This is a genomic window from Roseofilum sp. Guam (genome assembly GCF_017746735.1).
Classification (GTDB): Bacteria; Cyanobacteriota; Cyanobacteriia; order Cyanobacteriales; family Desertifilaceae; genus Roseofilum; species Roseofilum reptotaenium.
Genome location: NZ_JAGHZN010000021.1, coordinates 46507 through 67650, shown reverse-complemented (window position 1 = coordinate 67650; position 21144 = coordinate 46507). Strand labels below are relative to the sequence as shown.

General features: G+C 45.1%; 18 protein-coding genes. 17 read left to right on the top strand and 1 reads right to left on the bottom strand.

Annotated features, from left to right (window positions below; genetic code table 11):
* Positions 1-46 precede the first annotated feature (46 nt).
* The 17 genes from nifS (at position 47) to modB (ending at position 18277) form a co-directional block, all read left to right on the top strand.
* Positions 47-1276 (top strand): cysteine desulfurase NifS, encoded by a 1230-nt coding sequence (nifS, locus tag J7529_RS10185; RefSeq protein ID WP_318728877.1) that lies wholly within the window; start codon positions 47-49, stop codon positions 1274-1276.
* Positions 1277-1334: 58 nt separating this feature from the next.
* Positions 1335-2270, top strand: a complete 936-nt coding sequence (nifU, locus tag J7529_RS10180; RefSeq protein WP_271937325.1) for a Fe-S cluster assembly protein NifU — start codon at positions 1335-1337, stop codon at positions 2268-2270.
* Positions 2271-2824: 554 nt separating this feature from the next.
* Positions 2825-3649, top strand: a complete 825-nt coding sequence (nifH, locus tag J7529_RS10175) for a nitrogenase iron protein (RefSeq protein ID WP_318728876.1) — start codon at positions 2825-2827, stop codon at positions 3647-3649.
* Positions 3650-3723: 74 nt separating this feature from the next.
* Positions 3724-4110 carry a P-II family nitrogen regulator gene (locus J7529_RS10170; RefSeq protein WP_318728875.1) on the top strand — a complete coding sequence of 129 codons (387 nt, stop codon included), beginning with the start codon at positions 3724-3726 and terminating at the stop codon, positions 4108-4110.
* A 141-nt stretch (positions 4111-4251) separates the two neighbouring features.
* Positions 4252-4662, top strand: coding sequence for a P-II family nitrogen regulator (locus J7529_RS10165; RefSeq protein ID WP_271937329.1), 411 nt, complete (start codon positions 4252-4254; stop codon positions 4660-4662).
* 237 nt (positions 4663-4899) lie between these two features.
* Positions 4900-6489, top strand: coding sequence for a nitrogenase molybdenum-iron protein alpha chain (nifD, locus tag J7529_RS10160; protein ID WP_413038863.1), 1590 nt, complete (start codon positions 4900-4902; stop codon positions 6487-6489).
* A gap of 108 nt (positions 6490-6597) precedes the next feature.
* A complete protein-coding gene (nifK, locus tag J7529_RS10155; RefSeq protein WP_318728873.1) occupies positions 6598-7971 on the top strand; it encodes a nitrogenase molybdenum-iron protein subunit beta in 1374 nt (457 codons plus the stop codon).
* Between the two features lie 100 nt (positions 7972-8071).
* Positions 8072-8389 carry a (2Fe-2S) ferredoxin domain-containing protein gene (locus tag J7529_RS10150; RefSeq protein ID WP_271937335.1) on the top strand — a complete coding sequence of 106 codons (318 nt, stop codon included), beginning with the start codon at positions 8072-8074 and terminating at the stop codon, positions 8387-8389.
* Between the two features lie 118 nt (positions 8390-8507).
* Positions 8508-9857, top strand: coding sequence for a nitrogenase iron-molybdenum cofactor biosynthesis protein NifE (gene nifE / locus J7529_RS10145; RefSeq protein WP_318728872.1), 1350 nt, complete (start codon positions 8508-8510; stop codon positions 9855-9857).
* 42 nt (positions 9858-9899) lie between these two features.
* Positions 9900-11294 (top strand): nitrogenase component 1, encoded by a 1395-nt coding sequence (locus J7529_RS10140; RefSeq protein WP_318728871.1) that lies wholly within the window; start codon positions 9900-9902, stop codon positions 11292-11294.
* A 129-nt stretch (positions 11295-11423) separates the two neighbouring features.
* Positions 11424-12719 carry a nitrogenase cofactor biosynthesis protein NifB gene (gene nifB, locus J7529_RS10135; RefSeq protein WP_318728870.1) on the top strand — a complete coding sequence of 432 codons (1296 nt, stop codon included), beginning with the start codon at positions 11424-11426 and terminating at the stop codon, positions 12717-12719.
* A 139-nt stretch (positions 12720-12858) separates the two neighbouring features.
* Positions 12859-13488, top strand: coding sequence for a serine O-acetyltransferase (gene cysE, locus J7529_RS10130; protein WP_413038862.1), 630 nt, complete (start codon positions 12859-12861; stop codon positions 13486-13488).
* Complete coding sequence (gene nifV / locus J7529_RS10125) at positions 13478-14641, top strand: homocitrate synthase (protein ID WP_318728868.1); 1164 nt, start codon at positions 13478-13480, stop codon at positions 14639-14641. The genes cysE and nifV overlap by 11 nt, the downstream gene beginning before the upstream one ends.
* A 285-nt stretch (positions 14642-14926) precedes the next feature.
* Positions 14927-15229 carry a hypothetical protein gene (locus J7529_RS10120; RefSeq protein ID WP_271937343.1) on the top strand — a complete coding sequence of 101 codons (303 nt, stop codon included), beginning with the start codon at positions 14927-14929 and terminating at the stop codon, positions 15227-15229.
* 130 nt (positions 15230-15359) lie between these two features.
* Positions 15360-16100 (top strand): molybdate ABC transporter substrate-binding protein, encoded by a 741-nt coding sequence (gene modA, locus J7529_RS10115; RefSeq protein ID WP_318728867.1) that lies wholly within the window; start codon positions 15360-15362, stop codon positions 16098-16100.
* A 94-nt stretch (positions 16101-16194) separates the two neighbouring features.
* The gene (locus J7529_RS10110; RefSeq protein ID WP_271937347.1) at positions 16195-16404 is read left to right on the top strand and encodes a TOBE domain-containing protein; all 210 of its coding nucleotides are present in this window, start codon (positions 16195-16197) and stop codon (positions 16402-16404) included.
* 10 nt (positions 16405-16414) lie between these two features.
* Positions 16415-18277 (top strand): molybdate ABC transporter permease subunit, encoded by a 1863-nt coding sequence (gene modB / locus J7529_RS10105; RefSeq protein ID WP_318728866.1) that lies wholly within the window; start codon positions 16415-16417, stop codon positions 18275-18277.
* A 5-nt stretch (positions 18278-18282) separates the two neighbouring features.
* Here the strand turns inward: modB and J7529_RS10100 are convergent, their stop codons facing one another.
* On the bottom strand, positions 18283-20943 hold the full coding sequence (locus J7529_RS10100; protein WP_318728865.1) for a DUF4157 domain-containing protein: 2661 nt from the start codon (positions 20941-20943) through the stop codon (positions 18283-18285).
* Positions 20944-21144: the final 201 nt, after the last annotated feature.

Below are 21144 nucleotides of genomic sequence, written 5' to 3'. Positions count from 1 at the left end.
TAGCTATTCATGTTTGTCCAAATTATCCTCAATCCTCATCGAAACCATGGACGCACGACCCTCAACAATTTATCTCGATAATAATGCAACCACCCGGATTGCCGACGAAGTTTTAGAAGCCATGCTTCCCTACTTACAGGACTATTATGCGAATCCTTCCAGTATGCATACCTTCGGAGGACAATTGGCCAAACCGGTACGAAAAGCACGGGAACATGTGGCCCAATTATTAGGCGCTCAACCTGATGAAATGATCTTCACCAGTTGCGGTACAGAAGGGGATAATGCTGCTATTCGGGCTGCCTTAGCCAGTTATCCCGATAAGCGCCATATTGTTACCACTCAAGTTGAACACCCGGCCATTATTAACCTCTGTAAGCGGTTAGAAAAGCAAGGCTATACCACCACCTATTTAGGCGTAAATGAGAAAGGGCAACTCAATTTAAATGAATTGAAGGCAGCGTTGACAGAGGATACGGCTTTAGTGTCCGTCATGTGCGCGAACAATGAAACGGGAACCCTCTTCCCCATCGAAAGAATTGGGCGCATTGTCAAAGAACGGGGCATTTTGTTCCATGTAGATGCGGTACAAGCGGTGGGTAAAGTGCCCCTGAACATGAAAGAGAGTACCGTAGATTTTCTGGTGTTATCTGGACATAAATTGCACGCTCCAAAAGGTATTGGGGCCTTGTATGTTCGCAAAGGGGTAAGGTTTCGGCCCCTTTTAATTGGGGGACATCAGGAGCGCGGCAGACGTGCAGGAACGGAAAATGTACCCGGTATCATTGCTCTGGGGAAAGCGGCTGAGTTGGCCATGCAGTCGATGGAGACTGAAAATAAGCAAGTCCGACAGTTGCGCGATCGCCTCGAACAAAGCATTTTAACCACCATTCCCCATACCCAGCTCAATGGACATCCTGCCTTAAGACTGCCCAACACCACCAATATCGGCTTTAAGTACATCGAAGGAGAAGCCATCTTACTCTCCCTCGATCGCTATGGAATTTGTGCGTCCTCCGGATCGGCTTGCACCTCCGGTTCCCTAGAACCGTCCCACGTTCTGCAAGCCATGGGACTGCCCTACACCATTTTGCACGGTTCCATTCGCTTTAGCCTATCTCGGTATACCACCGACGCAGAAATCGACCAGGTATTGCAAGTGATGCCCAAAGTTGTAGAGCGACTCCGCCAAATTTCCCCCTTCAAAGATGCCACCGACGAACAGCACGGTTGGTTGAGTTCAGTGGGGGATAAACAACTGGCTCAGACTCGCTAAATCTATAGCCATTGACCAACCTTTCTAACCATTCAAACTCAAGGGAGCTGCTAGAACCATGTGGGACTATACGGATAAAGTGATCGATTTATTTAACAATCCTCATAACATGGGGGAAATTACCTCCTCCGACTGTGAAGAATATGAAACCGTTGCTGTCGGTGATGTCGGTAGTATCGCTTGTGGCGATGCCTTGCGGTTGCACCTAAAAGTCAATACTCAAACCGAACAAATTATTGATGCCAGGTTTCAAACCTTTGGATGCGCCAGTGCGATCGCCTCCTCTTCTGCCTTAACCGATCTTATTCAAGGCATGACCCTCGATCAAGCCCTAACCCTCAGCAACCGAGAGATTGCCGACTTTTTAGGAGGGCTTCCCGAAGAAAAAATGCACTGCTCCGTCATGGGACAAGAAGCCCTAGAAGCAGCCATTTACAACTACAAAGGCATTCCCCTAGAAGCCGAAGAAGAAGACGAAAGTCCCTTAGTTTGTCGCTGCTTTGCCATCACCGAAGGCAAAATTAAACGCATTATCCAGGACAATCATCTCACCACAGCCGAACAAGTCACGAACTATATCAAAGCAGGCGGCGGTTGTGGTTCTTGTCTGGCTGAGATCGACGATATCTTGGCTGAAGTGACCCAAGAACGAAAACAACAGCAGCATATGAACCAGGTTGCTGTTGAAACCTGCGTCGAATTAGCCGAAAAACTCGCCAGTGCTTCTCCAGAACCGGCATCTGAATTGCCCCCATTAACCACATTACAAAAGATTACGTTAATTCAACAAATTTTAAATGATGAAATTCGTCCGATGGTGGCTATGGATGGCGGTGATGTGGAGCTTTACGACATAGAAAATAATCTCGTTAAAGTCATCTTAAAAGGAGCCTGTGGTAGTTGTCCAAGCGTGCTGACGACTTTAAAGCAAGGCATTGAGCAAACCTTGCGCGATCGCGTCTCAGATGATTTAATCGTCATTGCCGTTGAATAGCACTCTATAGACTTAGGAATAAACCTGCTCTATCTTCACCCAATAATCCATATAACCCTTATCTAAAGCACGGTTTAGCCGTGCTTTTGTCATGATATAGCCCTGTATATTAGGAATTAGTTTAAAAATATTGTTATAATAAATTAACCTTTAAACACATTTAAACAATCTCATTTTTTGCATCTCTTTAATCCAGTTTTTGCCAGGAAAGCTCAAAGAATTAGCAACAAAGTAATTGTTTAAAATAGAAAACATAAAAAGTAAGCAAAATCACTTTTATTGAATCAAAAAATGTGTTTTATGTAGTCACATATACAGTTATTTTACTTTTAAAAGTTTATAACTATATTCGTAGGCAAGAAAAGTGAAGTCATCCTTGAACCCATCCAGTTACAGGAAAACTTTGCAGAGTATATTGTCAGTGTTTCAGAAGTTATTCTCTTTAATCGTAGTGGCTTATATTTGTCAATAGAGAGAGGAAGTCTTAAACCACCCCCACTCTATTGATTCCTCTGTAAGCCATTACTTAACTACCCCAAACAGGAGGTTTAATCATGAGGAAAATCGCTGTTTACGGAAAAGGCGGAATTGGTAAATCAACCACCACTCAAAATACAGTTGCTGGGTTAGTTGAATTAGGCCGCAAAGTCATGATTGTCGGTTGTGACCCCAAAGCTGACTCCACTCGGTTACTACTCGGTGGCTTACACCAGAAAAGCGTCTTAGATACCTTACGCGAAGAAGGCGATGACGTAGACTTAGAAGACATCCGCAAAGAAGGCTTTGGGAAAACTTTATGTGTTGAATCCGGTGGGCCAGAACCGGGTGTCGGTTGTGCAGGACGGGGGATTATTACCTCCATCAGTATGCTCGAACAACTCGGAGCCTATGAAGAACAAGTTGGTTTAGACTATGCCTTCTACGACGTTTTAGGAGACGTAGTTTGTGGTGGATTTGCCATGCCCATCCGCGAAGGCAAAGCTCAAGAAATCTATATTGTCACCTCTGGTGAAATGATGGCAATGTATGCTGCCAACAACATTTGTCGAGGTATTATGAAATATGCCGAGTCTGGTGGTGTTCGGTTAGGTGGATTGATTTGTAACTCCCGTAAAGTTGACCGAGAAGCAGAACTGATCACAGCTTTAGCCGACGCATTAGGCACACAAATGATTTACTTCATGCCACGGGACAACATGGTGCAACGGGCAGAATTAAACCGGAAGACGGTGATTGAATACGCTCCCGAATCCGAACAAGCGCAACATTATCGCAACTTGGCTAAAGCCATTGATGAAAATACCAATCAAGTCATTCCTACTCCCGTGTCTAATGATGACCTGGAAAAATTACTCGTGAAATATGGATTATTCGGTTAAGGATACCCCCGTATTCTCAACGGACATCCATTCCTTTTGTTGTATTTTCTCATTTTTGAGGAGGAAAAACTCAAATGCCAGTCGCTATTCGAGCCATTGTTCGACCAGAAAAAGCCACTGATGTGATGCAAGCCTTGTTGAATGCAGGCTTTCCCGCCGTCACCAAAATTGATGTTTACGGTCGAGGCAAACAACGGGGTTTAAAAATTGGGAACGTTCACTACGATGAACTGCCCAAAGAACTGTTAATGTTTGTCGTCCCCGACGAAGATAAAGACAGCGTCATTCGGATTATTCTTGACAGCGCCCGCACCGGAACCGAAGGAGCTTATGGAGATGGAAAAATCTTCGTAACTCCAGTTGAAGAAATCTACACCGTCAGTACAGGTGTTAAAGAAACCGCTCAAGTTTCAGTCCCGGCAACCCCAGAAACTTCTCCTCGAACCTTAGTGACGACTTAGATCCAGATTGATCGCCGTATTGCTGATTGTTAGGGGTCATATTTTCCCGAAGAATATATCCAACACGAATCACCAGTTTAACCAATCGTTCAACCCCTAACAATTGTAATTCTACTGTAGATTAACACTGAGGAAAGAGACATGAAAGAAGTTATTGCGATTATTCGCATGAACAAAATGCATGAGACCAAAGAAGCCTTGATTAAGGCAGGTTTTCCTGGATTTAATGCCGTGAAAGTTGCCGGTCGAGGACGGCAAGCCATGGAAGCAGAAGTGGTAGATGCCTTAAATAAGCATCCTGAAGATGCATCAGAGGTATTGCCGTTACTCGCTCATGTTCCTCGCTTAATTCCCAAGCGTTTGGTTAGTTTAGTTGTTCCTGATGAGTTGGTCAAAGAAGTAGTCAATACCATCATCAAGGTCAATCAAACTCGGAATGCTGGAGATGGCAAGATCTTTGTAGTGCCAGTACTCGACAGTATTCGGATTCGGACTCGCGAAAAAGGAAATTTTGCGATCGATGAAATGGGTTCAGGCATGTTTTTTGCCTAAAGTAGTCCCTAATCTAGTTGACATCGAATGATAGGAGAATTTATCTCAAACTAGCCGGATTTACTGTGAGATTAATTCGGGACGGGAGATCGGAAATAAAAAGCAGATTAACTCTAAATATTGTTCTCTTCTCTCGTCTTTACGAACCCCAAACATAATGGAGAGAAAACCATGACTGAAAAATTATCACCGACGACTGATTTTGAATCAGAATCCCAACAGGCACAACAAGGTGTGATGCTTTCTCCGTCTCCCATAAGTCTGGAAGAGACCCAGGATAGTATTGCGGAAATCATTGGAGCCTATCCGAAGAAAGTCGCTCGCAAACGGAGCAAACATATTGTTGTTCGTGACCCATCTATTCCGGAGCAAGAAATTAACGCTAATGCCCGTACAACTCCCGGAATTATAACTCAGAGAGGATGTGCTTTTGCGGGATGTAAAGGTGTGGTTGTGGGGCCATTTGGTGACTGCGTACACATCGTTCATGGTCCGATTGGGTGTTCCTATTATTCTTGGTTAACTCGACGCAATCAGTTTAAACCGAGAGAAGATGGCAAAGAATTTTTACACTATTGCTTCTCCACCGATTTGAACGAACATGATGTTGTGTTTGGTGGCGTGAATAAGTTAAAGCAGGCGGTGCAAGAAGCCTATGATATTTTCCAACCCAAATCGATTACGGTTCACTCCACTTGTCCGGTGGGATTAATTGGAGATGATATCCAAGGTGCAGCTAGGGAAATGACGCAAAAACTGGGACTTCCGGTCGTTGCCTTTAACTGTGAAGGATATAAAGGAGTCAGTCAATCCGCAGGACACCATATTGCCAACAATGGTTTCTTCAAACATTGGATTGGAAATGATACTGAAACGGAAGAAATCGAAGGATTTACCGTTAACCTGATGGGTGAATATAACATCGGGGGTGACTCTTGGGAAATTGAGCGGGTGCTGGAAAAATGTGGCATTAAAGTGGTTTCCACATTTAGTGGCGATGCCTCTTATGATGATGCGATCAAGGCTCATTTAGCCAAAGTGAATTTGGTCATGTGCCATCGTTCCATTAACTATATGGCTTCCATGATGGAAGAGAAATATGGCACGCCTTGGATGAAAGTGAACTTTATTGGCGTTCATGCTTTTGCCAAGAGTTTACGTAAGATCGCTAAGTTCTTTGATGATCCAGCTTTGATTCAACGGGTTGAAGATGTGATTGTAGAAGAATTGGCGATCGCCGAAGCTCAGTTGACCCAGTACCGCAAACGACTCGAAGGAAAAACGGTATTCTTGTTCGTTGGCGGTTCCCGGGCCCATCACTACCAAGAACTATTTGCAGATCTCGGCATGAAAACCATTGTAGCAGGCTATGAGTTTGCTCACCGGGATGACTACGAAGGACGGCAAGCCCTACCGAATATCAAGGTGGATGCAGACAGTCGCAACATTGAAGAATTGGATGTAGAACGGGATCCAGAGCGCTATAATCCTCCATCGGATGCAGAAATGGAACGCCTGCGTAACGAGAAGATCATGAATGACTACAAAGGCATGATGCCCGATATGGGTGAAGGCACATTGCTAGTAGACAACATTTCTCACCATGAACTCGATGTGTTGATCAAACGCTTTAAACCCGATCTGATTGGTTCTGGAATTAAAGACAAGTACGTGATTGAGAAATTCGGCGTACCTTGCAAGCAGTTGCACAATTATGACTACGGTGGGCCCTTTGCTGGTTTCCGAGGTGCAGTCAACTTTGCCAAAGATGTGGATCTACGAGTCAATAGCCCCACTTGGCAATACATCAAAGCCCCTTGGGATTAGGGTTAACGGGCTGGAAAGTCCCTACCCTCCCTCCTCCAGTTGCAGGGGGTTTGTCCTGAACTCGTTGCAACTCTCACCCTTCATTCATCCCAACTCGGAGAGAAAATCATGTTAGAAGCAACCCCCAAAGAAGTTGTAGAACGCAAAGCACTACGGGTTAACCCCGCCAAAACGTGCCAACCCATCGGGGCTATGTACGCCGCATTAGGAATTCATGGATGCTTACCCCATTCCCATGGCTCACAAGGATGTTGTTCTTACCATAGATCGCACCTAACTCGTCATTATCGCGACCCGATCATGGCAGCAACCAGTTCGTTTACTGAAGGTTCAGCCGTCTTTGGTGGTGGTGCAAACTTGCGTCAAGCTTTCACAACTATGTACAAACTGTACGACCCTGATGTAATTGCGATTAATACCACCTGTCTGTCAGAAACCATTGGAGATGATATTCCGACGTTGATTCGGGAAGCGCGGGAAAGTGGGATTATCCCCGAAGGTAAAGTGGTCATTCATGCCAATACCCCCAGTTATGTGGGAACTCATGTGACGGGTTGGTCAAATATGACGGCTGGGATTGTCAAGTACCTTTCAGAGAAGACTGAAACTCCCCAACAGCAAATTAATGTGATTCCGGGATATGTAGAACCGTCCGATATCCGCCAGATTAAGCATCTGCTGGATCAAATTGGGGTGAACTCTGTAGTCTTCCCAGATACCAGTGATGTGGTGGATACGCCGCAAACGGGAACATTTGAGATGTATCCCAAGGGAGGAACCTCCGTGGAAGCGTTGCATACTACTGGCGATAGCATCGCAACTCTGGCTCTGGGGCCAGATGCCTCGAAACAAGCGGCGAAAGAACTGGAAAATAAATGCAAGGTTCCCTATCAGTTGTTGGATTTACCCATCGGTATTGCCGCAACGGATCGCTTTATCCAAGCAATTATAGAAACCACAGGTGCAGCCGTTCCAGAGTCCTTGAAAGATGACCGGGGTCGGTTAGTAGACTTGATGACGGATATGCAGCAATATCTCTATGGCAAGCGAGTCGCTTTAGCTGGAGATCCCGATCAAATTGTTCCTTTAACTGAGTTTCTCGTCAGTTGTGGCGCTAAACCCATGTATGTGATCACTGGAACAGCTTCCAAATATTTCACCACGCGCTGTAAAGAAATCTTGGAAGAATGGGTTCCCGATGCGATCGTCAAAGATGATACGGATCTGTTCTATCTACATCAACTGATCAAGACTAATCCTGTGGATCTACTCATTACCAACGTTTATGGCAAATATATTGCCCGTTCGGAAGATATCCCCTTAGTCCGGTTTGGTTGGCCGATCTTAGACCGTGTTGGTCACAGTTTCTTCCCCTCTGTTGGTTATAAGGGAAGTATGCATCTGTTGTGCAACATCATCAACACGATTTTGGAACGCAAAGATCGGGATGACCCCGATGAAGTCTTTGAGTTGGCTCTGTAATAGTCATCAGTCAATGAACAGGGGATATGGTCTCGATCCCCCAACCCCCTGTTCAGGTCAGCGACAGCCATAAGCTTTGTGCCTAAATCAGGAGGATATCATGAGTAAACTAACGAAACCCGAACACCACATTTTTGTTTGTAATTCTTTTAGAACCAAGGGAGAAGCTCAGGGCGTTTGCAACAAGAAGAAAGCGGTAAGTTTAATTCAGTATCTTGAAAATGAATTGGTCGATCGCGGACTCGATAATGTCCTGGTCTCTTCTACCGGTTGTCTGAAACTCTGCGATCATGGCCCCGTGATGATGGTCTATCCCGACAACTATTGGTACGGGGAAGTGGATGAAGATGCGATCGATGAAATTCTCGATGCACTTGAAGACAATCAACCGGCTGAAGAATACTTATTTGCCACTTAAAGCCATCCCCACGAGTCAGGTTGGGGACAGCCATAACCTCCCTTTGTCAAGGAAGATTTATACCCTCAAGGGCGCAAGCCATGCGCCCTTCCTTATTACTTCTCATTCGGACAAAATTATGACTGGAATTTTAAGAGAGCGAGAGCAACAAATTCACCGCAAAGGAAATAGCCCTTTTGAGTTTGCTTGCAATAAAGAAAGCTTGGCGGGTGCGGTTAGCCAAAGAGCTTGTGTTTTCTGTGGTTCTCGCGTCGTTCTTTACCCCATTGCCGATGCCATTCATTTGGTTCATGGCCCCATTGGTTGTGCGGCGTATACTTGGGATATTCGTGGCGCGCTCTCTTCCGGCCCAGAATTACATCGACTCAGTTTTTCCACAGATTTACAAGAGCGAGATGTGATTTTTGGCGGTGAGAAAAAACTCGACCAAGCCCTATGTGAATTAATCGATCGCCATCATCCCAATGGTGCATTTGTCTATTCAACTTGTATTGTGGGTATTATTGGAGACGACTTAGAAGGAATTTGTAAACGAGTTAGCCAAGAAAAAGGCATCCCGGTTATTCCCGTACAGTCCGAAGGCTTTAAGGGGAATAAACGAGCCGGATATAATGCCGCTTGTCGAGCCATGTTTCGCTTAGTGGGCATGGGCGATACCACCGGCATTTCTCCCCACAGTATTAATATTTTGGGTGACTTTAACTTGGCTGGAGAGATTTGGATTATCCGTGAATATTTTGAGCGAATAGGCATTCAAGTAGTCGCTAATATTACTGGGGATGGACGGATCAAAGACATTCAGCGATCGCATGGTGCAGCCTTGAATGTGGTGCAGTGTTCTGGGGCAACCCTGGACTTAGCCAAAATGATGCAAGAAGACTATGATGTTCCCTTCCTGCGAGTCTCTTATTTTGGCATTGAAGATATGGCAGAAGCCTTATATTCAGTTGCTCGGTTCTTCGATGACGATCCCACCATTTTGCAACGAGCGCAAGAGTTAGTGCGCTCTGAATTATCCACCCTTTATGGACAGTTGAACGAATACCGCAAAGACTTAGAAGGAAAAACCGCAGCCATTTATGTCGGTGGTGCATTTAAAGCCTTTTCCTTAGTCAAAGCCTTCCGGTTATTGGGTATGGATGTGGTCATGGTCGGGTCACAAACAGGAACTAAAGCAGATTATCAAGAACTGCATGAAATTACCGATGAAGGAACCATTATTGTTGATGATTCTAATCCCTTAGAATTATCTGGTTTTTTGAAAGAAAAGGATGTGGATATTTTTGTTGGTGGAGTCAAAGAGCGCCCCATTGCCTATAAATTGGGGATTGGCTTCTGCGACCACAACCACGAACGAAAAGAAGCCCTGGAAGGATTTGTTGGAATGCTCAATTTTGCTAAAGAAGTTCACTCGACGGTGATGTCTCCCATTTGGCAATTTGTGCCTCGACGTAACCAACCGGAGTAATCGACAAATTTTGATCGTTGCAATTTGGGAGAGGGAAAAATCATGGGTAAAATAAAAATTAAGCAGAAAACCGAGGCTTATGTCTCTACAACCAATGCCTGCAAACTCTGTAAACCTCTAGGAGCTTGTATTGCTTTTCGAGGCATAGAAGGATGCGTTCCCTTCTTGCATGGATCTCAAGGCTGTGCGACGTATATGCGCCGTTATATTATTAGTCATTTCCGAGAACCGATTGATATTGCCTCGTCTTCTCTGAGTGAAAAACATGCCGTCTATGGGGGCGGGCCAAACTTGAAAAAAGGTATTCTCAATGTAATGGAGAAATACCATCCCGATGTCGTGGGAATTGCCACCACTTGTTTAACGGAAACTATCGGCGATGATGTGAGACGATTCTTATTGGAATTTCAAGAAGAATTTGGCCAAGAAGAGGAGCCATTACCGACTTTAGTACGGGTGGCAACTCCGAGCTATAGTGGCACTCACGCGGAAGGATTTCATGCCACGGTTAAAGCAGTCATTGAACAATTGGTGGGGGTAGAAAGTTCAGCTCCTTCCGTTTCCTGTTCCCTGAATGTATTGCCGGGTTTAGTTTCTCCGGCAGATCTGCGCTATCTGCGAGAAGTTGTGCAAGATTTTGGCATTAAAGCTACAATTTTACCTGATTTTTCCGATACATTGGATGGGCCAGCGCAACTGGATTATCTGACGATTCCAGAAGGTGGAACCCCGGTTGCTGAGATTCGCGCGATGGATCGGGCGATCGCCACTTTGGAATTCGGACGAGTCTTAGAAGGCACGGGCAGCACTGGAGGAGAAGTGTTGCGCGAGCGTTTTAACCTACCATTGCACCCCTTGGGACTCCCCATCGGTTTGCGAGAGAGCGATCGCTTCTTTAACCTCCTGCAAGAACTCACCGGACAACCCATCCCCCAAATTCATGCATCCGAGCGGGGACGGTTAGTCGATGCCTATGTCGATGCTCACAAATATCTCTTTGGCAAACGCGCCGTAGTCTACGGAGAGGAAGATTTAGTCGTGGGATTAACCGCGTTCCTCACAGAAATTGGCGTTAAACCCATTTTATGCGCCTCTGGAGGCAATAGCGGCCAACTCGCCGCTGCCATAGAAGCCGTCACCGCAGAGATCGTCAGAGAACCCGTCCCCGTCCGTGACAATGTGGATTTCTACGAAATAGGCGAACAAATCGATCGCATTCAACCTGATTTAATTATCGGTACGAGCAAAGGATATCCCATTGCTCGCAAACATCAAATTCCCATGATTCGCGTCGGTTTCCCCATTCACGATCGCTTTGGAGGACAGCGCCTGTTGCACCTCGGTTATCGCGGAACTCAGCGCCTGCTCGATCAAATTGTTAACGCCATTATCGATAAGAAACAAGCCGATTCCCCCGTCGGGTATGGCTATTTGTAGACAGCGATCGGGGATAGGGAGACGCGGTGACACGGTGACGCAGAGACGCGGAGAAATAGAGAACTTCCTATTCCCTATTCCCTATTCCCCATTCCCCATTCCCTAAAAAAACATCACGGAGAACCTAAAATGACTACCACCATTGATTACGCCAAACATCCTTGCTTCAATGTCGATGTAAAAGGACAATATGGACGAGTTCATTTACCCGTCGCACCCAAATGTAATATTCAGTGTAATTATTGCAATCGCAAATATGATTGCGTCAATGAAAGTAGACCTGGAGTAACCAGTACTGTTTTATCTCCAGAACAGGCACTCTATTACATGGGTCAAGTTTTGGAGAAAGAACCCCGAATTACGGTTGCTGGAATTGCCGGACCGGGCGATCCTTTTGCCAATCCAGAGCAAACCTTACGGACGATGGAATTGTTGCGGGAAGAATACCCAGAGTTAATTCTTTGTCTATCGAGCAATGGACTGAATTTAAAGCCAGAATATATTGCCAAAATTGCGGAAATTGGGGTCAGTCACGTCACCGTTACTATGAATGCGGTAGACCCAGAAATTACCCGCAAAGTTTATCGTTGGGTTCGGGATGGTAAAACGGTTTATCAAGGATTAAAAGGAGCAACCTTACTTCTAGAGCGACAATTGGAAGCCATTCAGAATTTAAAAGCGGCTGGAGTAACGGTGAAAATCAACTGTATTATCATGCCGGGAATTAACGACCATCATGCGGTAGAAGTGGCTAAAAAAGCGGCAGAATTAGGGGCAGATTTGTTCAATGCAATGGCTATGTTCCCAACTCCAGATACTCCCTTTGAGGAATTGATGGAACCGAATGGGAAGATGATGAATAAAATTCGCAAAGAGTGCGAACAATACTTACCCCAAATGCGCCATTGTACGCGCTGCAGAGCTGATGCTGTCGGACTGTTGGGCGAAGATCGATCGCAGGAATTTCATGGCTGTTTGGCGGCTTCTTCTAAACGCAAGCTTCCCCAACAATCCAACAATCGCCCCTATGTTGCCGTCGCTACTGTTGAAGGAGTGTTAGTCAATCAGCATCTAGGGCAAGCGCCGCAATTACAAATTTGGGAACAAACGGGAAGCGGATTTAGTTTGGTTGAAGAACGGTTGACTCCAGAAGTGGGAACTGGATTTGAACGGTGGCAAAAACTAGCCAATAATTTGCAAGATTGTCGGGCTATTTTAGCCAGTGGCATGGGAGAGAATCCCAAGCAAATCTTAAGTCAATGTGGAATTACTCCCATCGAAATTAGTGGGTTTATTAACCTGGGATTGCAAGCCGTTTATGATGGGGCAGACCTGTCAAAATTCAAACGGCGAAAACAAACGGAATGCACTCGCCTATCCGCCGCCGCGTCTGAATGTCAAGGAGATGGTTTAGGTTGTGGATAAATTGGGGAGTAATGAACCTTGAAGAATCATGAAGAAAACGGTGATGTCTATGATTTCTAACTCCTGCACTCCTGACTTCCCAGACTTAAGAGATGTGCGATCGCATAAGCGATGCGGAGCATTATCGCTCTGGCAAGAGATGGGTACGGATTTTCGCATCATATTTGAGCGAGATCCAGCCGCGAGAAATCCCTTGGAGGTGTTTCTGTTCTCCCCTGGATGGCACGCCTTAATTTTTTACCGTATTGCCCATTATTTGCACGCTCATCATATTGGGTTAATCCCTCGCCTGCTGTCAGCCATAGCGCGGTTTTTAACGGGCGTGGAAATTCATCCAGGGGCTTGTTTAGGACGGGGAATTTGTATCGATCATGGTATGGGGGTGGTGATTGGAGAAACTGCGATTGTGGGGGACTATGCTCTGATTTACCAAGGGGTGACTTTGGGAGGAACGGGAAAAGAGCAAGGGAAACGCCATCCCACGGTAGGCGATCGCGTTATTATTGGTGCCGGAGCCAAAGTCTTAGGCAATATTAAAATCGGGGATAATGTTCGTATTGGTGCGGGTTCGGTAGTATTAAACCCCGTACCCGATCATTGCACGGTGGTGGGAATACCAGGGCGCGTGGTGCGAAACTGCGGACAATCGCTAGATCCCTTGGAACATGGTAGTTTGCCGGATATTCAAGGAAGAGCGATCGCCGCTTTAAGGGATCGCCTGGAGTCCCTGGAAGCCCAATTACAGGAGAGGATTACCCATGAGTATTAATATTAATGACACCACTTTGAGGGATGGAGAACAAGCGGCTGGAGTGGCGTTTACCCTGGCGGAAAAAGTGGCGATCGCCCAATTCCTCGATCGCATGGGGGTTCCAGAACTGGAGATCGGAATTCCAGTAATGGGAGGTGAAGAGGCAGATGCCATCCGGGCGATCGTTGATTTAGGACTGAAAGCGGAGTTAATCGGTTGGAATCGGGCTAAAATTGAAGATATTCAAGCCTCCCTTGCCTGTGGACTGCACAGAGTCCATATCTCGATTCCCGTTTCCGAGATTCAGATCCAAGTCAAATTTGGCGGCAAGGTGTCTCAACTGTGGCGACAGTTAGAGGAAAGTATTCATTTTGCGATCGATCATGGACTCTATGTTTCTGTCGGAGGAGAAGACTCTTCCCGCGCGAACCCCAAATTTTTGGGTGAAGTGATTCAAAAGGCTCAAGATTGGGGAGCTAGTCGATTTCGATTTTGCGATACGATCGGCATTCTCGATCCCTTTGCCACCTATGACACCGTTAGCCAATTGGTGCAACAGTTTACCCTCCCGATCGAAATGCATACCCACGATGACTTAGGGATGGCAGTCGCCAATAGTTTAGCTGGAGTCAAAGCGGGAGCCACCTCCGTCAATACCACTGTTAACGGGTTGGGAGAACGAGCCGGAAATGCCGCCTTAGAAGAAGTGGCGATCGCCCTCAAACATTTTTACGGGATAAAATCAGGAATTGATACCCATCAGTTACGGGATATTTCTCAGTTTGTACAGCAAGCTTCGGGGGATACTCTCCCTCGCTGGAAATCAGTCGTTGGTGACAATGCCTTTACCCATGAAGCGGGGATTCATGTCAATGGCGTGCTGAAAAATCCTCACACCTATCAAGCTTACGATCCGGCGGAACTTGGATTAGAACACCAATTAGTTTTAGGCAAACATTCGGGGCGCTCTCTCTTGTACCGTTTACTCCAAGAGCAGCAGATTACCCTCCAACAACAAGAAGTGCAACACTTGCTCGAGCAGGTTCGCGCTCTCGCCATTCAACTGAAACGCGGATTAACTCAACAGGAAGTATTAGATCTGTTAAAGCACACGAATCTCCCCCATACAAAGGAACTCCACTCCTCTGAGCATCATATCAAGTCCGATTAAACCTATAGCAGAGAAAGAGTGGGTTAGGACTCCGGTTCAATACTAAAATCTATTCCCTATTCCCCATTCCCTACCGCCAGCGCGCAGCGCTATATCGCTTCCTCCATGCTTTTTTATCAGGATATCCTTACTTTGAACAACTCATCTCTTCCCCAGGATTGATAAAGAAGTTGTTAAAATGGTAGTGTCCAATACTAGAATTCTAGTTGAGCGACATCCAGTCAACCCACAAGTCCATCAAAGTTAGATCAAAACACGATAAGAAAGCGGCTGAGGAAACTATTGATGAAAATCCAGTTAGAAAGTAACTATTTTGATGAAAAATGTCAATGCCATCTCTGTGGTACCCTTTTCTTTGCTGAAGAAATCATTGCCCGAGCCTATCGCAGTTCTGATGAGTACATCACCGATGTCTGTCCGCAATGTCTAGCATCAGGAGATACAGGAATCAGTCAGAGAATCCGAAAACAAGCTGACTATTTACGTCGTTTAGCCAGCGAACTAGAAAAATTAGCTGATGGAGACATTGAAACTCCCAGTTTTGAGCATTTTCAAACCGTCAAGCAGTTAACCAAATCCATGCTTTAAGCTATTGATGCTCAACTCTTCTAAGCTTTAAAAAATTCTCGTTTATCCTGGTTATCTAAACATTCTCACAACCTTGGGGGTGACGATCGTGAAAAAACGAGGATTTTTTTATTTCATTATAGCTCTAACCGTGACGATCTGTATAAGCTGTAGTTCTGGAACTCCTGAAACTTCAACCCAAACCCAGCTAACTGTATCTGTCGCTGCCAGTCTTCAGAATGTGATGCGTCCCATTGCCCAAGCCTATCAACAACAGGCATCAGATACTCTCATTGCTTATAACTTTGCTTCATCCGGAACCCTGCAACAACAAATTGAACAAGGCGCTCCAGTGGATGTCTTTATTTCTGCTTCCCCTCAACAAATGGATGCCCTAGAGCGCAAGAATTTATTACAACCCAAAACCCGGAAAAATTTACTCAAAAATCAAGTTGTTTTAGTGACTCCCAAAAGAGAAAAAACGATTAAAGCATTTGCCGACTTAACTCAAGAGCATATCGCTAAAATTGCTCTAGGAAATCCAGAAACAGTCCCCGCAGGACAATATGGAAAAGAAGTCCTCACTCAACTTAAGCTATATGAGTTACTTCGGCCCAAATTTGTCTTAGCTAAAGATGCACGGCAAGTCCTCTTTTATGTCGAATCGGGAAATGTGGATGCGGGAATCGTTTATCAAACGGATGCGATGCTCTCTGATAAAATAACTATCGTTGCCACAGCTCCCGAAACCGATCATTCTCCCATTCTTTATCCCGTTGCTATTTTGCAGCAAACAGAATCTCCCGAACTAGCCCAACATTTTATTGATTTTCTCTGGACAGAACCTGCACGATCTATTTTCCAAGACTATGGATTTCAACTGGCTCAATAGACTGCAATAAATATATAAATTTGTTCCCCATGATACTCTTTTTTTCTAGTGATATCGATAGAATATTGATTATATTATAAAATCAATAAATTCAATGAAAATTAGCGCTCGTAATGCCTTAAAAGGAACCGTGAAAAAAGTAGTCACTGGAGCCGTGAATAGTGAAATAACTTTAGAAATTGCACCCGGTGTAGAAGTCACTGGAGTGATTACTAAAGCGTCCGCCGAAAACTTAGGATTAGCAGAAGGAAAAGAAGCGTTCGCTGTGATAAAAGCTTCTGATGTAATATTTGCTGTGGATTAGCTCCCGAATCATGATCGATAACTTTTCCCCCTTGTTTATCTCCCTTAAAACGGCAACGCTTGCCACGATGATCGCTTTTTTCCTAGGGATTACTGCTGCTCACTGGATATTCCGGTATCGGGGAAAAGCCAAATCGATTTTGGATGGATTATTTTTATCCCCCCTGGTTTTGCCCCCTACTGTTTTAGGCTTTTTCCTCTTGGTGATATTCGGGAAAAATACGCCAATCGGGTCTTTTCTTGCCCAGTTTAACATTCATATTGTCTTTACCTGGTATGCCACTGTGATTACAGCAACGGTGGTGGCATTTCCACTGATGTACAAAACTGCGTTAGCTGCCTTTGAACAAATCGATCGCACGATTCCCCAAGCGGCTCAAACCCTGGGCGCAAGAGAACAGACGATCTTTTGGCGCATTAGTTTACCTCTGGCGTTCCCTGGTTTGATGGCGGGAGCGACTTTAGCATTTACCCGTGCTTTAGGGGAATTTGGGGCGACGTTAATGTTAGCGGGAAATATTCCCAACCAAACCCAAACGATTCCGATGGCGATTTATTTAGCCGTGGAATCGGGTTCGATGGAAACGGCTTGGTTTTGGTGCATGGTAATGCTTGGTTTGTCTCTGTTGATGGTAACTTTAGTCAATTTATGGCGTAAGTTTCAGAGTAAAAGTTGGAAGACGGTTTCTCCAGCGTCACTCTCCTCTTGGCACGTCAATCGTCCAGTTTATCGAGCGTCGGAACCGTATTTGAGCGTGCAGATTCGCAAAACACTCTGCGAGTTTACTTTGGATGTATCATTGACCAGCAGCGATCGCCAAGTTTTGGGGATTTTAGGCAGCTCTGGCGCAGGCAAAAGCCTGATTTTGCGCTGTATTGCAGGCATCGATACCCCAGATTCCGGTCGTATTGTCCTCAATGGTCGAGTGTTATACGATTCAGAACAAGACATTAATCTGCCCGCCTCCGAGCGCCGCGTGGGGCTTGTCTTCCAAAATTATGCCCTATTTCCCCATCTCACCGTCGCGGAAAATATCGCCTTTGGGATTCCCAAATCAGTGAACATGACTCGCGCGGATATCGAAGCGCAGTTAGCTGCGGTATACTTATCGGGATTTGGCGATCGCTACCCCGATCAACTCTCTGGAGGACAACAGCAACGAGTCGCCTTAGCCAGAGCCTTAGCCAGTCAACCGGATATTCTCCTCTTAGATGAACCCTGCTCCGCTTTAGATACCTATCTACATTTACAGATGGTGAAATTATTAGTCGATCGCCTAGAGAGTTATCCTGGAGTGAGCTTATTTGTCACCCATAATTTAGAAGAAGCCTATCGAATTTGCCAAGATCTCTTGGTTTTAGATCGAGGAGAAGCGATCGCTTTTGGCAGCAAAGAAGACATCTTTACCGAACCTCGCTATGAACCCGTTGCTCGCATCACCGCTTGCAAGAACTTTTCCCGCGCGACTGTTGTCGAAAATGGGCAAATTTTAGCCATTGACTGGAATTGTGCCTTAACCACCCATAAACCCATCCCCGATACATTGACCCAAATTGCCATTCGAGCGCATCATATTACCTTTGTTGCCGATCTTAACCAAGAGAATACCTTTGAGTGCTGGTTAGCCGATACTAGCGAAAGTCCCCACCGGATGACCCTCTATCTCACCTTAAATCGTCCCCCGAATCATCACCGGGACTACCATCTCCAGGCAGAAATCTTTAAGGAGAAATGGGAAACCCTGCAAACCCAGCCAACTCCCTGGTCTGTTTGTCTGCGATCGGAGAAACTGATTTTACTGCAAGAGCCAAGGGTTGGTGAAGTGAAGGGGCGATCGCTCAATCCCAACTCTCCCCCTTCAATGAAAAATTAAAAATCTTATATTACAATCTGCTCTTTAGTAATCCAACGACTTGCCCCGATATGGTCGGGAGTTATAGCGTTTAAGTCAAATTCAAACTTACTAACCCACTCTTGAGCATCATACCCATGACCCAGAGCATTTAAAGTTTTCGAGTTAACAAATGCAATTCCAGTCACCTGTAATACTGGCTGATTGCTCTGATTATTATAGTCATGGCCAGTCACCTTAGCCAAACAATCAATATCCACTGGACCGCCGCGATGGCTAACTCGATTAACATTGTTGGCAATTCGGTATCGAACCAAGGAATTAACCGGGTGATTTTTTTGCAACTGTTTTAACTGATAGTCTCTTATCACCTGCGGTGTCTGCCGCTGTTTGTATCGACGACCACGAAATCCTTGCTCGGGGGGTTGGAGTTGATTATTTACACGGTCTGTTTCTGAGTTGACATTATTTACACGGTCTGGTTCTGAGTTGACAGGGACTTGTTCCGAGCGTATATCCTTTAATGTCTCTAAGAAACTATTGACATTGCGGCGTGACTCTAAGACATGGGCGCGATTTCCACTGCCCGGTAATTTAACTGTTCCACCTTTCAAGAAAGTATCTTGCCTTGGGCTAATATACTTGTCTTTATGGGATAAGAAGCTACGCTGTTCATCCACTCCAAAATCAAGGTCTTCGTTTGGGGCAGTTGTATCCAGTTTATTACTTTGAATTTGGGAGATAATTTTGTTAGCCCCAGCAACCATTTTTGGCCCAATTCCACGATTTTTACTAAAGGCCCAAGGATATTGTGTACGCAGCGCACTCATCGCCTCATTTTGTTCTATACCACTTAACATCCCTTGTATATCTTTATCTAGAAGGATAGTTTTGACTGTATCCCAATCTTCAGGTTTTAAGGATAGCCCCAAGCCAAAATTCATCAGAGTATCTTTTACCCACAGGTCTTGAACGTCTTTAACATGGCTGGTGAGTAGTTCCATTTCCTTATATTTTTTCAACCATGTATATTTTATTTTGTACTTATTTTCCTCTTCCGACCAGGTCTTCTCGCGTATACCCTCCGGATTTTTGTCCGATTTTTTGTCATTGTTATACCCTTTCCAATACTGTTTCCAATGGCCAAACATTTTTGTCGCTTTACCTTGTGCTGCAAGTTCTCTGCTTTGGAAAGGGACAGAGACAATCCCACTTAAGGTTCGTGCCAGTTGATTAAGAAACGTTTTCAACTCAGAAGAGACTTGATTATTAGTTAATTCATTTCCTTTCTCTACCAATTTAGCTTTAATCCCCATTTGTAGTGTGCCAAATGCAGATATCTTTTCACTAATAGCCACATTAGGAGCGCTGCTTTTATCGATTACTTTTGCCAGATCCTTACCGCTTAGAGCAACATTAGCTTGGGGCAAAATACCACCATTTTTATGGGATGGTTTTAAGTGTATTCCAGGGATTTTATGGACTCTAGTGATTGGTTTATTCCCTTTGAAGGGATTGCCGAATTTTAAACTCGACCAAGAATGGAAAAATCGCTTAAATACATTACTCCTCCTCGTATTGTCTGGAGTTCGCTGTTCACTTCCAAGGTCGGGTCTTCTTTTCAGCTTGAATGTAAGATTGGAGGAGCCTTTCATTGTGCTGACAAACTCACCAATCGTTCTGTCTTCTGGATTGACCGCCCCTTGCAAATCCATGGAAATTAAACGATTGATTTTGGCTAGATCTTCAGGAACAGGGATGGAACTTCCCTGGCCAATGGTTTCTACAAGAAAAGGAGGACTGACAAGTTCAAGAGCATTATTGGCATCGGTCTCTAACTTAAAATTGATCCCAGTAAAGGGCATATGCTCGCTCGATTCACCAATTTCCACATGATCTAATCCCCGCAGCGGCCCATCCTTCATTTGGGCAAATTCATGTTCAAACCCTACTGTTGTGTAGGTCTTGCCATCTTGAATTCCATTCGCTTTAACATTGGCTTGTAACCCAATTTGCTGCTCGACTAATTGTCCGAGATTATTGGCTTCTATCTTACGTTGGATCATGGGGGAACCCGAACTCTGGGTATTCTGGCCTTTGAGTTGTACTGAAACGGGTTGATTTTGACTAATTCGTTTTTCGTTATCTTGGGCATCTTGTTCCAAGGTATCGTTGATGGGAGTGTTGGGAATGGTAGGTTGCACATCCATATTATGTTGTTGCACCACATGGGTTGCTTCGTGGGTCAACACTTTAGGATCGTTAGCTACGCTTGATTGGACGACAATATTTTTTTTCTGGGTGGTATAAGCTTGAGCGCCGATGCTTTGGGTGGCAACATCATCAACATGAACTTCAGCGTTTGCCACTTCTGGATGGCCTTGCTGGCTAAAGTTGTCTACGATTTCATCCGGTAGAGGCGATCCTTTTCCTGTAGGATAGAGATTGACCGATTGTTGTTCTTCACCTTCATTATCTCGCTGCACAACAGGTTGCCGGGCATCTCGCTCCATAATCCGTTGTAGGATATTGCCATGACGCACTAGAGGGCAATCTTTACCCATGGCATATTGATTGCCTTCTCGTTGAATCGGGTTAGACTGGGCTTGCACGGTGTGGCCTGTTTTGCCTTTACCTTGAGATGGAACAATTGAACGCTTGCTGATCCGCCTCTGTCCACGTGCCATAGTTTTTCTCCGATCGCCCAATAACTGAGTCAATTCTTCCATTTTACAATGTAGGTTGGTCAATGACACACGCCCTGATTATTCCCGAACAGCTATAGCAGAGAAGGAGTCAGTTAGGACAGTTAGGTTATGGTTTGAGGCAATAGGCAATAGGCACGAATCGCAATAGAAAATGTCCTAAATCTCCTTTTTTCTGCCATA

Bases quoted from the DNA above. Each gene is read 5' to 3' on its own strand.
- nifB (WP_318728870.1), top strand. From the start codon at position 11,424: ATGACTACCACCATTGATTACGCCAAACATCCTTGCTTCAATGTCGAT.
- J7529_RS10150 (WP_271937335.1), top strand. From the start codon at position 8,072: ATGAGTAAACTAACGAAACCCGAACACCACATTTTTGTTTGTAATTCT.
- nifS (WP_318728877.1), top strand. From the start codon at position 47: ATGGACGCACGACCCTCAACAATTTATCTCGATAATAATGCAACCACC.
- J7529_RS10100 (WP_318728865.1), bottom strand. From the start codon at position 20,943: ATGGCACGTGGACAGAGGCGGATCAGCAAGCGTTCAATTGTTCCATCT.
- J7529_RS10110 (WP_271937347.1), top strand. From the start codon at position 16,195: ATGAAAATTAGCGCTCGTAATGCCTTAAAAGGAACCGTGAAAAAAGTA.
- nifH (WP_318728876.1), top strand. From the start codon at position 2,825: ATGAGGAAAATCGCTGTTTACGGAAAAGGCGGAATTGGTAAATCAACC.
- nifV (WP_318728868.1), top strand. From the start codon at position 13,478: ATGAGTATTAATATTAATGACACCACTTTGAGGGATGGAGAACAAGCG.
- nifE (WP_318728872.1), top strand. From the start codon at position 8,508: ATGACTGGAATTTTAAGAGAGCGAGAGCAACAAATTCACCGCAAAGGA.
- nifK (WP_318728873.1), top strand. From the start codon at position 6,598: ATGTTAGAAGCAACCCCCAAAGAAGTTGTAGAACGCAAAGCACTACGG.
- J7529_RS10120 (WP_271937343.1), top strand. From the start codon at position 14,927: ATGAAAATCCAGTTAGAAAGTAACTATTTTGATGAAAAATGTCAATGC.
- J7529_RS10165 (WP_271937329.1), top strand. From the start codon at position 4,252: ATGAAAGAAGTTATTGCGATTATTCGCATGAACAAAATGCATGAGACC.
- J7529_RS10140 (WP_318728871.1), top strand. From the start codon at position 9,900: ATGGGTAAAATAAAAATTAAGCAGAAAACCGAGGCTTATGTCTCTACA.
- cysE (WP_413038862.1), top strand. From the start codon at position 12,859: ATGGGTACGGATTTTCGCATCATATTTGAGCGAGATCCAGCCGCGAGA.
- J7529_RS10170 (WP_318728875.1), top strand. From the start codon at position 3,724: ATGCCAGTCGCTATTCGAGCCATTGTTCGACCAGAAAAAGCCACTGAT.
- modB (WP_318728866.1), top strand. From the start codon at position 16,415: ATGATCGATAACTTTTCCCCCTTGTTTATCTCCCTTAAAACGGCAACG.
- nifD (WP_413038863.1), top strand. From the start codon at position 4,900: ATGCTTTCTCCGTCTCCCATAAGTCTGGAAGAGACCCAGGATAGTATT.
- nifU (WP_271937325.1), top strand. From the start codon at position 1,335: ATGTGGGACTATACGGATAAAGTGATCGATTTATTTAACAATCCTCAT.